The sequence below is a fragment of the Phenylobacterium zucineum HLK1 genome, from assembly GCF_000017265.1.
Lineage (GTDB): Bacteria > Pseudomonadota > Alphaproteobacteria > Caulobacterales > Caulobacteraceae > Phenylobacterium > Phenylobacterium zucineum.
This window is the reverse complement of sequence record NC_011144.1, coordinates 1312336-1323757: the sequence shown is the minus strand read 5'-3', so window position 1 is coordinate 1323757 and position 11422 is coordinate 1312336. Positions and strand designations below refer to the sequence as shown.

General features: G+C 72.5%; 10 protein-coding genes. 7 read left to right on the top strand and 3 right to left on the bottom strand.

Annotation, left to right across the window (positions count from 1 at the left end; genetic code table 11):
* The first annotated feature begins 38 nt into the window (after nt 1-38).
* Nucleotides 39-1316, top strand: a complete 1278-nt coding sequence (locus PHZ_RS06375; protein ID WP_012521713.1) for an amidase — start codon at nt 39-41, stop codon at nt 1314-1316.
* On the opposite strand, the gene PHZ_RS06370 is transcribed toward PHZ_RS06375, so the two are convergent.
* The 3 genes from PHZ_RS06370 to PHZ_RS06360 all read right to left on the bottom strand — a co-directional run bounded on the left by PHZ_RS06370 (nt 1313) and on the right by PHZ_RS06360 (nt 3157).
* Nucleotides 1313-2026 carry a phosphatase PAP2 family protein gene (locus PHZ_RS06370; protein WP_012521712.1) on the bottom strand — a complete coding sequence of 238 codons (714 nt, stop codon included), beginning with the start codon at nt 2024-2026 and terminating at the stop codon, nt 1313-1315. The genes PHZ_RS06375 and PHZ_RS06370 overlap by 4 nt on opposite strands.
* A gap of 9 nt (nt 2027-2035) precedes the next feature.
* Nucleotides 2036-2707 (bottom strand): sugar transferase, encoded by a 672-nt coding sequence (locus tag PHZ_RS06365; protein WP_148216809.1) that lies wholly within the window; start codon nt 2705-2707, stop codon nt 2036-2038.
* 261 nt (nt 2708-2968) lie between these two features.
* A complete protein-coding gene (locus PHZ_RS06360; protein ID WP_041373288.1) occupies nt 2969-3157 on the bottom strand; it encodes a hypothetical protein in 189 nt (62 codons plus the stop codon).
* Nucleotides 3158-3305: 148 nt separating this feature from the next.
* On the opposite strand from PHZ_RS06360, the gene PHZ_RS06355 reads away from it, so the two are divergent.
* From PHZ_RS06355 to PHZ_RS06330, 6 genes are all read left to right on the top strand, one after another.
* A complete protein-coding gene (locus tag PHZ_RS06355) occupies nt 3306-4208 on the top strand; it encodes a glycosyltransferase (RefSeq protein ID WP_012521710.1) in 903 nt (300 codons plus the stop codon).
* Between the two features lie 109 nt (nt 4209-4317).
* Nucleotides 4318-4992 (top strand): polysaccharide biosynthesis/export family protein, encoded by a 675-nt coding sequence (locus PHZ_RS06350; RefSeq protein ID WP_049758162.1) that lies wholly within the window; start codon nt 4318-4320, stop codon nt 4990-4992.
* 194 nt (nt 4993-5186) lie between these two features.
* Nucleotides 5187-7397, top strand: coding sequence for a GumC family protein (locus PHZ_RS06345; RefSeq protein ID WP_049758161.1), 2211 nt, complete (start codon nt 5187-5189; stop codon nt 7395-7397).
* Nucleotides 7398-7417: 20 nt separating this feature from the next.
* Nucleotides 7418-8347, top strand: a complete 930-nt coding sequence (locus PHZ_RS06340) for a glycoside hydrolase family 16 protein (protein WP_049758160.1) — start codon at nt 7418-7420, stop codon at nt 8345-8347.
* Nucleotides 8344-9912, top strand: a complete 1569-nt coding sequence (locus PHZ_RS06335; RefSeq protein ID WP_041373287.1) for an O-antigen ligase family protein — start codon at nt 8344-8346, stop codon at nt 9910-9912. Before PHZ_RS06340 ends, PHZ_RS06335 begins: the two co-directional genes overlap by 4 nt.
* Nucleotides 9909-11414: a lipopolysaccharide biosynthesis protein gene (locus PHZ_RS06330; RefSeq protein ID WP_148216808.1), complete on the top strand. Its 1506-nt coding sequence runs from the start codon at nt 9909-9911 to the stop codon at nt 11412-11414. Before PHZ_RS06335 ends, PHZ_RS06330 begins: the two co-directional genes overlap by 4 nt.
* Nucleotides 11415-11422 lie beyond the last annotated feature (8 nt).

The following is an 11422-nucleotide window of genomic DNA, read 5'->3' as shown; positions in this document are numbered from 1 at the left end:
CATCTGGTTTCGCGACCGCCGGTCGGCGATAAGGGGGCATGACCCCCGCCGAGGCCCTCGCCCGCATCCGCACCTACGATCCCCGGCTGAAGGCCTTCGTGCGGGTCTTCGATCCGCCGCTCCTGGGCGAGGACCTGGACGGGCCCACCTTCGCCATCAAGGACCTGTTCGACGTCGCGGGCGTGCCCACCGGCGGCGGCGCCCAGGTTCCGCTCGACCCCAGCCCGACCCGCCACTCGCGCGCCGTCGAGCGCCTGCTGCAGGCCGGCTGGAGCGCGGTCGGCAAGACCCACACGGTGGAGCTGGCCTATGGCGGCTGGGGCACCAACCGGGCCGTGGGCGCGCCCTGGAATCCCTGGGATCCCAAGGTCCACCGCGCGCCCGGCGGATCCTCCTCGGGCTCGGCCGTGGCGGTCGCGGCGGGGCTCTGCGACGCCGCCCTCGGCTCGGACACCGGCGGGTCGGTGCGCATCCCGGCGGCGGTCTGCGGCGTGGTGGGGCTGAAGCCCGGCCGCGGCCTCGTCAGCCTGCGCGGCGTCCATCCGCTCAGCCCCGCGCTGGACACCGTGGGAACGCTCGCGCGGTCTGTCGAGATGGCCGCCCGCGCCCTGGCCGCCATCTCGGGCCCCGACGGCGCGGCCGCCGTCCGCGAGCCGTTCGACTCCGAAGCCGCCCTGTCGATGGATGTGCGCGGACGCCGCGTCGCGGCCATTCCCCTCGACGACCTCGGCGAGGTCCACCCCGACGTGGGCCGCCTCTACCTCGAGGCCATCGAGCGGTTGCGCTCGGCCGGCGTCGCCGTCGAGATGGTGCGCCCGCCCTCGGCCCTGGAGCAGTCCTTCGCGCCCAATGGCCTGCTGATGGCCGGGGAAGGCTGGCGCATCTGGGGCGAGCGCATCCAGCGCCATGCCGAGGTGATGGACCCTTGGATCGTCCGCCGCTTCGAGGCCGGCCGCGACGTCACCGACCAGCGTCTCGAGGACGTCCACCGCCGCCGGGCCGAGGACCAGGCCGCCTTCCACGCCTGGATCGCCGGCTGGGACGGCCTGCTCTCGCCCACCTGCCCCATCCCCGCGCCCCCGATCGACGAGGTGGACGAGACCGTCTCGCCCCTCAGCCGCCTGACGCGGGCGGCCAACTACCTCGACCTGCCGGGGATCAGCGTGCCCTGCGGCCTCACCGGCGAGGGCCTGCCGGCGGGGCTGCAGATCCTGGGTCGGCCGCGGGACGAGGCCTCGGTCGTGGCCCTGGGCGCGGCCTTCGAGCGCGTGTCGGGCTGGGATGGCCGCGCGCCGGACCTCGCCGGCTTCGCCTAGCCGCGGACGCGCCCGCCGATCCACCGCAGGACGATCCAGGCGCCCAGCGCCCAGACCGCGCCGAGGCACCAGCCGGCCAGGACGTCGCTGGGCCAGTGGACGCCCAGGTAAACGCGGCTCAGCCCGACGGCGCCCAGCAACGCCAGCGCCAGTGTCCAGACCAGCGCCTTCGTGCGCCGCCGCCCCTCGAGGCTGGCGATGAGGATGGCCAGCGTCAGGAAGGTGGTCGCCGACAAGGTGGAGTGGCCGCTCGGGAAGCTGGCGGAATAGACGTAGCTGCCGTGCGTCACGAGCTCGGGCCTGGGACGCGCGTAGATCGCCTTCATCGCCTCGCTGGAGATCACCGCCAGCACCACCGCCCCAGCCAGCACGGCCGCGTGGCGCACCCGCCGGTGGAAGAGGAACGCCAGGACCGCCACCACGGTCACCAGGGTGATGACGGTGAAGCCCCCGAGGGCGGTGACGTCCCTGACCGCCTCTTCGAAGGTGCGCGGTCCGACCGGGTCGTTCAGGTCGCCCGGCGTGCGGAAGAGGAGCATCAGGCGCTCGTCCAGCGCCCGGGTCTCGCCCTCGTCCACCTCGTCGGCGATGGCGAAGAACGCCCACAGCGCCCCGACCGCCCCGATGAAGAGCAGCAGGGCGCGCGTCTCGAAGCGCCGCAGGAATCCCCAGAGGACGGCCGCCGCCGCCCTCGTGTGTCGGATCGGCATACGCCCCTTCTAATACGAACCGCGGCTGAGCAGCACCGCCGGCACGGTGGCGAACATGATCTTGAGGTCCAGCATGGCGTTGCGGCGCGCGGCGTAGACGCAGTCCATGGCCACGCGGGCGCGGTAGCTGGTGTCGTTGCGGCCGCTGACCTGCCACAGGCCCGTGATCCCCGGCTTCACCGCGCAGTAGTGGCGGAAGCGGCGGCCGTACTTGGCGGCCTCGGCGTCGACGATCGGGCGGGGCCCCACGAGGCTCATCTCGCCGCGCAGCACGTTGAAGAGCTGGGGCAGCTCGTCCAGGCTCGACTTGCGCAGGAAGGCGCCCAGCTTCGTCACCCGCGGGTCCTGCCGCAGCTTGTGATCCTTCTCCCACTCGGCGCGGGCGGCCGGGTCCCGGGCCAGCAGCTCGGCCAGCCGCGCCTCGGCGTCCACGGCCATCGAGCGGAACTTCAGGCACTTGAAGTGCTTGCCGCCGCGGCCCAGCCGCTTGTGCGCGAAGACCACCGGCCCGCCGTCCTGGGCGTAGATCAGCAGGGCGACCACGATCATCAGCGGGGCGAGGAAGAGGATCGCCGCGAGCGCGATCGTCACGTTCATCGTGGTGGTGGCCGCCCCGTCCAGGGACAGCCCCGGCGCGTGCGAGCGGACGGTCGTCGGGTTCGCGAAGACGATTTCGGACATGAGCACTCTGGCGAAAGGGATGGTCGGGCTAGGGCCCGGTAAACGAGCCGAACAACCCGCGGCCGTGCGGCTAAGTTCCGGAGCAATTCGAAGAACCGGTCGGCGCTCACCGACTGTTGTACTGGCCCCGTCCCTGGCCCCGTCCCTGGCCTCGTCCCTGGCCCCGTTCCTGACCACGGCGCAGGCCGACGCGACCGCGCGCGCGGTCGCGCGGATCGTCCGCCGCAGATGGGTTGAAGGCTCCGGCCGCTCAGGCCTCGCTCAGGCCTCGACGGTCGAAGGCGGCGCGACCGCCGCGCCCCTCAGCATCGTCTCCACGGCCGCCTGGGCGGCGGCGCGGCTCACGTCCGCTCCGCCGGCCACCGTGACGCCGTCCTCGTCATAGACGCTCCAGCGCCAGCCCGTTTCGCTCTGGCTCAGCGAATAGGCGAACGACCGCGGCTCGTGCATCTCCCGTCCTCCAACCACTGCTGCTCAACACGCGGAAAGGGCTCGGGTTTCCGCCGTAGCCGGCGGGCCAGTGCAGCGATGGCGGAAACGTGATCGGGGAACCGGCCGCGCCCGGCGGCATTCCGGCGGCGAAGCTTGGAGGGGAGCCTTGGCCGCCACGACCGTCGACGTCGCCGTCTGCACCTACCGCCGCCCGGCCGTGGCCGAGACCCTGGCCTCGATCGCCCGCCAGGCCCTGGCGCCGGACGTCCGCGTCCGCGTGATCGTCGCCGACAACGACGAACAGCCCGAGGCCCGCGCGCGGGTTCTGGCCGCGGCGAAGGCGCTGGCACTGGAGGTGGCCTACGTGCATGCCCCCGCGCGCAACATCTCCCTGGCGCGCAACGCCTGCCTCGAGGCGGCGGAGGCGCCCTTCCTCGCCTTCATCGACGACGACGAGACCGCCTCGGAAGGCTGGCTCGCCGCCCTCCTCGCCGAGGCGGAGGCCGGCGGCTGGGATGCGGTGCTGGGGCCGGTCCGCGCGGTCTACGGCCCGCAGGCGCCGCCGTGGATGGCGGCCGGCGACTTCCACTCCACGCGTCCGGTGCAGGCGGGCGGGCGGATCCTGAAGGGCTATGCCGGCAATGTGCTCGTTCGGCGGGAGACGGTCGAGCGTCTTGGCCTCAGGTTCGATCTCGCGCTGGGCCGTCAGGGCGGCGAGGACGACGACTTCTTCTACCGGCTGACCGACGCCGGCGGGACGATCGGCTACGCCCCAGACGCCCTGGCCTTCGAACCGGTGCCCGAGCAGCGGGCCTCGCTGAAGTGGCTGCTCAAGCGCAGCTTCCGCACCGGCCAGACCCATGGCTCGCGCCTGCGCCGTCGCTCTCCGGGCGCCGCGGGGCGGCTGGTCCAGTCGGGCCTGGCGGCGGCCAAGGGAGGCGTGTGCCTGGCCGGCGCGGCGGCCAGCGCCTTTTCTCCGGCCCGCCGCGGGCGCTGGCTGGTTCGGGGGGCGCTCCACGCCGGCGTCGTGGCCAGGCTCGCCGGCTGGCGCGAGCTCCAACTCTACTGATCCTGGCGGCGGCCGGGGAACGGCCGCGAGCCCCCGCGAGTTGATGGGCGCGGATGTGCGCCCGGCGCGCATTCGAAATCGTCTGGTCGCGATTCCACGGAGCCCCATCATGCGCAGGCATCTCACCTCGCTCGCCGCCGCCGCGCTGCTGGCGTCGGCCGCCCCCACCCTCGCCTTCGCTGCGAGCAAGCTGCCCCCGCCGGATTCGGCGGGCCTCCTGTCCCCCGCCGCCGCCGACTACCGGATCGGCGCCCAGGACGTGCTGGAGGTGAACGTCTTCGGCATCGAGGAGCTCAAGCGCGAGGTCCAGGTGAACGCCGGGGGCAAGGTGATCCTGCCGCTCGTCGGCGAGCTGCAGGCCGGCGGCCGCACGCCCGGTGAGTTCTCGGAAGACGTCGAGGCCGCCCTGAAGGCCAAGTACATGAAGGACCCGCAGGTCATCGTGACGGTCAAGAACGCCCAGAGCCAGCGGGTCACGATCGACGGCGCGGTCAACAAGCCGGGCGTCTATCCCCTCTCCGGCCCCACGACCCTGCTGCAGGCGGTCTCTCTTGGGGGCGGACCGGACCAGAAGCTGGCCAACGTGAAGAAGGTCGCTGTCTTCCGGCAGGTGGGCGGCAAGCGCCACGCGGCCACCTTCAACCTGAACGACATCCGCGAGGGCAAGACCGAGGACCCGCAGATCTACGGTAACGACATCGTGGTCGTCGACACCTCCAGCGGCAACCGCTTCATCCAGAACTTCCAGGGCGTGTTCCCGCTCCTGGGCTTCCTGGCCTGGTGATCCGGCGTCCCGCCGTGGCCGCGAACACCCATCGCCAGGCGAACCCCGCCCAACCGCACCCGGACCGCGGAACCGCCGGTTGGGGTCGGGGTTATCAGCACCGCTAGTTTTCCGACCGGGTGGGCCGCGGGCCCCGCCGGAGCCCCGAGACGCCCGCAGACCACCCCTCAAGAGCCCCCGAACGCAGGTCGCCCATGAGCACGCTTATCCCCGTCACGCACGAGCTGCCGGCGCATCCGATGCAGGCCTTCCGGCCCATCGAGCCCGAACGCATGCACCTGCGCCAACTCTTCGGCATCCTGCTGCAGAGGGCCAAGCTCGGGCTGGGCGTGGCCGGCGTCGTCTTCCTGATCGTGCTGGGCGCCTTCGCCCTGAAGACCCCGACCTACTCCGCCGTGGGCTCGGTGGTGATCGATCCGCGCAACGCCGAGCTGACCAGCGCCCGCCAGTCCGAGGGGACGCTGCCGCCCGACACCAGCGCCGTGGACACCCAGGTGGAGATCCTGCGTTCGCCGGCGCTCTACCAGGACGTGGTCCGGCGGCTGAAGCTGTACAACGATCCGGAATACAACCCCTCGCAGGGGCCCGGCATGTTCGGCCTGACGCCGGCCAAGCCGCCGATCGCCAATCCCGACGAGCGGACGATCTCGCGCGTCGCCCGCACGCTGCAGGACCGGACCTGGGCGCGCCGCGCCGGCCTGACCTATGTCGTGCAGGTGGGCTCCAGCTCGACCTCGCCGCAGAAGGCCGCGCGGATCACCAACGCCATCCTGACCACCTACCTCGACCGCCAGCTGGACGAGAAGGTCGCCATGGTCAGCCGGGCCAACACCGAGCTCGGCCGCAGCCTCGAGGAGATGCGCCGCGAGGCCGAGGCCGCCGAGGCCCGCGTCCAGGAGTACAAGAACGCCAACGGCCTCTTCTCGAGCGAGGGCCAGACCATGGCCGAGCAGGAAGTCTCGGTCCTGAACCAGCAGCTCGCCGTCGCCCGCGCCGAGGCCGCCGAGAAGGCCGCCCGGGTGGCCGCCGCCCAGGCCCAGCTGCGCAACGGCAACATGGGCTCGGACGTGGGCGCCGCCCTCGGCTCCGAAACCATCAAGGAGATGCGCAAGCGCGAGGCCGAACTCTCCGTGAAGCTGGCCCAGCTGCGCACCGACTTCACCGACGAATACCCCGAGGTGAAGCGCACCGAGGCCCAGCTGCGCGACATCCGCGGCCAAATCCAGGCCGAGATCAACCGGATCATGTCCAGCCTGCGCGCCGACGCCACGGCCGCCGCCGGCCGGGTGGCCTCGCTCGCCGGCAGCCGCGGCGCGGCCCAGGGCGGCATCGCGGCCAACAACTCGGCCATGGTCGGCCTGCTGCCCCTGCAGCAGCGCGCCGAGGCGGCCAAGGCCATCTACGAGGCCTATCTGAACCGCGCCAAGGAAGTCGCCGCCGCCGGCTCGCTCCAGCAGCCCGACGCCCGGATCAACTCGCAGGCCGCCGTGCCGACCGCGCCGTCCTCGCCGAACATGAAGCTGGGCGCCGCCCTGGCCGTCCTCGCCGCCCTCATCGCCGCCGGCGCCGCGGTCCTGATGGCCGAGTTCTGGGACAAGCACCTGCGCTCGCGCCTCGACGTGGAGCGCGAGCTGGGCGTGCCGTTCGCCGGCGTCCTGCCCGACTTCCGGTCGGTCAAGCCGAAGGGCCTGCGCGGGCCCCAGGCGCAGCCGGCGGAATACCTGGTCAGCCATCCGTTCTCGGGCTTCGCCGAGGCCTTCCGGAACCTGCGGGCCTTCCTGATGGTGTCCAGCCGCGGCGACGACTCCAAGCTGATCGCCGTGACCTCGGCCGTGCCGCGGGAAGGCAAGAGCCTGACCTCGTTCTGCCTGGCCCGCACGCTCGCGCTCTCGGGCTCCAGCGTGGTGCTGGTGGACTGCGACCTGCGCCAGCGCGGCGCGACCAAGCTCTCGGGTCCGAAGGAAGTCGGCCTCGTCGAGGTCGTGCAGGACGACGTCCCGCTGTCCGAGGCCCTGGTGCACGATCCGAAGAGCAACATGTTCGTCCTGCCGGCGGCCGGGAAGTCGATCCCCTACGACCTCTTCTCCAACCCCAAGACGGACGAGGTGCTGCGGGAGCTGTCCGAGCGGTTCGACTACGTGATCCTCGACGCCCCGCCGATCCTCGGCGTCGCCGACGCCCGCATCCTGGCGGCCAAGGCGGACCGGGTCCTGTACCTCGTGCAGTGGAACAAGACCCCGCTGCGCGCCGCCCAGTCGGCCATCGACATCCTGCAGGAATGCGGGGCGAACGTGGCCGGCGCGCTGCTGACCAAGGTCAACGTGAAGGGCCAGGCGCGGTACGGCTACGGCGACTCCAGCGACTACTACGGCTACTTCAAGAACTACTACATCGCGGCGGCGTAAGGCCCGCGGGAGCGCACGAGATGTTCCCCGCCGGCTCCCGCCCCGCCGCGCTCGCGGCCGCCGCCCTGGCCGTCGCCGGCGTGGCGGCCGCGGGATGCCAGCGGGCCGCCGCCGCCTCGGGACCGCTGAAGGCGGCGCCCGACGGCCGGCCGCTGGAGCTCACCTTCGCCGACGAGTTCGACACGTTCCGGCCCTGGCGCGGCGGCCGCGGGGTCTGGCGCACCACCTTCCGCGACGGGCGCGACGACAACGACGACGACTTCAACCTGCGCACGCTCAAGTGGAACAAGGAGGTCCAGCTGTACGTGGATCCGGACATGCGCGGCCATCCGGGCCGGCACGGCGACCACGAGCCGCCCGGGCTCCACCGCGGCCGGGGACCGGCGCTGGGCCTGAACCCCTTCGAGGTCGGCGACGGCAAGCTCTCCATCCGCTTCGACCGGGCGCCTGCGCGGCATCGCGAAACCCTCGGCGGATTCCGCTACGTCTCGGGCCTGATCACCACCGAGCCGTCGTTCTCCCAGACTTACGGCTACTTCGAGATGCGGGCGAAGCTGCCCCGCGGCAAGGGGATCTGGCCGGCGTTCTGGCTGCTGCCCAAGGACCTGTCCTGGCCGCCCGAGATCGACGTCATGGAGAGCGTGGGCGATCCCTCGAAGGTCTACGTCACCTATCACTCCAACGCCGCGAAGATCGAAGGGCGGGAGCTCAGCGTCTCCCCCGGCGATTTCCATACCTACGCCGTCGCCTGGGACCGTGAGCACGTGACCTGGTTCATCGACGGGCGGCAGGTGCGCCGCGAGCGCACGCCGGCCGACATGCACAAGCCCATGTACATGCTGGCCAACATCGCCTCGGGCGGGGACTGGGCCGGCGAGCCCGACGCCTCCACGCCGCTGCCCGCCCGGCTCACCATCGATTACATCCGCGCCTACAGGTTCGCCCGATGAGCACCACCTGGGACATGGGCGGCCCGCGCCGTCGCCGCATCCGCGACACGGACGAAGGCGCCTCGTACGTCCGCCCCCGCCGCCTGCGCGGCGACGCCGAGGCGGTCTCCCCCGGCCCGAACCGCCGCGAGCAGAGGACCGCCCAGGTCCTGCGGCTGGTGGACGAGCGCCTCGTGGCCGAGCGCGCCGAGGCGGCGGCCCAGCCCGACATCGGCTGGCGGATCGGCGGCCTCCGGCTCGATCCCGACGGGGTCTTCGCCTTCCTGCTGTTCCTGCCGCTGCTGTTCATCGCCCAGCTCGGATCGCTGGGCGCCGCGGCCGTGGCGGCGGTCATTCCGCTGTACGTCTTCGTCCGGCGCGAGCGGCTGCTGCAGGTGATGTGGCCCCGGCTGTTCCTTTTCCTGGTCCCGGCCTTCGCGCTCTTCTCGGTGCTCTGGTCCCAGGCGCCCGGCGAGACCTTCAAGTACGCCATCGAGTTCGGCCTGACGGTGCTGGCGGGCCTGCTCCTGTCCTCGGCCCGCGACCAGTTCGCCGTGCTGCGCGGCCTCACCCTGGCGTTCCTGACCTATGTCGCCGCCTCCATCGCTTTCGGCGGCTCGGTGGCCGTAGGCGTGGGCGCCGGCGGCTACGCCTTTTCGGGCCTCAGCGGCTCGAAGAACCTGCTGGGCGACATCGCCTCCAGCGGGATGATCATCTCGATCGCCACGCTGATGCTGGGCGTGCGCCACCGCCGGCCGCTCTGGATCGTGATCGCGGCGGCCGCCATCCTGCTCGACCTCTACGTCGTGCTCGCCGCCCGCTCGGCCGGCGCCCTGCTGGGCCTGGCCATGGGCGCGTGCGCCATGCTCGCCCTGGCGCCGCTGCTGGCCGTCGGCAAGGCGGTCCGCGCCTGGCTCACCGCGGCCGTGGCCCTGTGCCTGATCGCCGCCGGCCTCTCCTACCGCTGGCTCGCCCAGACCATGATCGAGGTCGGCGCCCAGGTGTTCGACAAGGACCCGACCCTGACCGGCCGCACCTACCTCTGGTACCGCGCCGCCGACCTGATCCAGGAAAAGCCCCTGCTGGGCCGCGGCTACTACGCCTTCTGGCTGCAGGGGAACATCGACGCCGAGGGGCTCTGGCGCTACTTCGGCATCGACGAGCGCGGCGGCTTCACCTTCCACAACACCGCCGTCGAGCTGCTGGTGACGGTGGGCTGGATCGGCCTGATCCTCACCGCGGCGGTGGCCCTGGTGGGCGTGATCGCCCTGGTCCGCCGCTTCGTGGTCCGCCCGTCGATCGCCCTCGTCTGCTGGATCAGCCTCTTGCTCTACCAGCTGGCGCGCACGCCCATCGAGAGCATCGGCGTGGCCCCGTTCTACTTCTCGACCGTCCTGGCCTTCGCCGCCCTGGGCGCCGCCTTCGGACGGGTGAAGGCGCCCCGCGCCGCGCGCGTCCCCTACCGCTCGCCGAACGTGATCCGGCTCGAGCCCGTGGACTACTCGGCCGCTGGGTGGGCCAACACGCGGCCGGCGCCGGCGCCCGGCTCGCTGCGCCTCCTGCGCGGTCCGGACGAGCGGCCGTGAGCCTGGCGGGCGTGCGCGGCAGGCGCGGGTTCGACCCGGCGGCCCTGGGGGCCCTGGCGCTCAGCGGCTCCAACGTCCTGCGCATGGGCGTGCAGCTCGCCATGCTGCCGATCCTGGCGCGGCTGGTGGGCCCCTCTGAGTACGGCCTCGTCGCCCTGGCGGTCCCCTTCGTCTTGTTCTGCAACATGCTGGCCGACGCCGGCATGAGCCAGGCGCTGGCCCGCCGGCAGGAGGTGACGACCGAGCTGGAGTCCACCGTCTTCTGGCTGGCCGGCGGCCTCGGCCTCGCCCTCTCGGTCTTGGCCTGCGCCCTGGCCTGGCCGCTGGCCCTGGTGCTGGATCAGCCGCGGCTGCCGTGGCTGATCATGGCCCTCTCGCCCATCCTCGTGATGAGCGGCCTGACCGCCGTCGCCAACGCCCGGGTGATCCGCGAGGGGCGGTTCGGCGTCTTCGCCGGCGGGGACTTCATCTCCACTGTGGCCTCGGCCGCGGTCGCCCTGACGGCGGCCCTCAACGGCGCCGGCGCCTGGAGCCTGGTGGCCCAGCAGCTCACCATGTGGGTCTGCAAGTTCGCCTGGGTGAACCTCAACGCCCGGCCGCGGATCCGCCGCTACTTCCGCCCCTCCGAGGTGCGTGACCTGGTGCGGTTCGGCGTCCATTCCGTCGGCGCGAACCTGTCGGACTTCGTCTCGCGCAACGTCGACAACCTGATCGTCGGCGGCGTGCTGGGCACCGTGGCGCTCGGCTACTACGCCATGGCCTACCAGATCGTGCGGGTGCCCGACCTGATCATCTCCGGGCCGCTCTATCTCTACGTCTTCACCGCAGTCTCGCGGGCGGCCCACGACGGCGCGCGAGGCAAGGCGGCGGACCTGGCGGTCTCGGCCCTGCGGCTGGCCTCGTCGGTGCTCGCCCCCACCTTCGTGGGCCTGGCGATCATCTCGCCCCTCGCCGTGGCCCTGGTGCTGGGCGAGAAGTGGCATGACGCCGCGCCGGTGCTCACCCACCTGACGGCCGCCGGCTTCGGCTTCGCCCACTGCTTCGTCATGGGCGCGATCCTGATGGGCCTGGGCCGCTCGCACCTGCAGTTCCGGATGACCGCCCTGGCGGGGGCGACCACCATCGGCACGATCGCCGTCACCGCCCGCTTCGGCGTCGAGACCGCCTCGGCGGCGATCGGGAGCGCCATCCTGCTGGTGATGCTGGCCTATCTCGAGGTGCTGGCCCGCGACTTGCGGATCCCCCGCCGCCGGCTGCTGGGCGCGTTCCTCCCCGGCCTGGCGGGCGCCGCCGTCATGGCCGGCGCGCTGTTCGCCGCCGAGCCGCTGCTGGCCTCGCTGCCGGACCTGGCGCGGCTCGTGGCGATGATCGCCCTGGGCGGGGCCGTCTACGGCGCCGTGGTGCTGGCCCTCGCCCGCGGGCGGCTGATCGACGACGCCAGGCGCTTCGCCCGCGCGCACGCCAAGGGCGCCGCGCCGTCAGCGGTTCCGGAAGCCGTCTAGCTTGGGGA

Excerpts from the sequence above, each read along its gene's own strand:
- PHZ_RS06375 (WP_012521713.1), top strand. The coding sequence starts at position 39 with ATGACCCCCGCCGAGGCCCTCGCCCGCATCCGCACCTACGATCCCCGG.
- PHZ_RS06370 (WP_012521712.1), bottom strand. The coding sequence starts at position 2,026 with ATGCCGATCCGACACACGAGGGCGGCGGCGGCCGTCCTCTGGGGATTC.
- PHZ_RS06365 (WP_148216809.1), bottom strand. The coding sequence starts at position 2,707 with ATGTCCGAAATCGTCTTCGCGAACCCGACGACCGTCCGCTCGCACGCG.
- PHZ_RS06360 (WP_041373288.1), bottom strand. The coding sequence starts at position 3,157 with ATGCACGAGCCGCGGTCGTTCGCCTATTCGCTGAGCCAGAGCGAAACG.
- PHZ_RS06350 (WP_049758162.1), top strand. The coding sequence starts at position 4,318 with ATGCGCAGGCATCTCACCTCGCTCGCCGCCGCCGCGCTGCTGGCGTCG.
- PHZ_RS06345 (WP_049758161.1), top strand. The coding sequence starts at position 5,187 with ATGAGCACGCTTATCCCCGTCACGCACGAGCTGCCGGCGCATCCGATG.
- PHZ_RS06340 (WP_049758160.1), top strand. The coding sequence starts at position 7,418 with ATGTTCCCCGCCGGCTCCCGCCCCGCCGCGCTCGCGGCCGCCGCCCTG.
- PHZ_RS06335 (WP_041373287.1), top strand. The coding sequence starts at position 8,344 with ATGAGCACCACCTGGGACATGGGCGGCCCGCGCCGTCGCCGCATCCGC.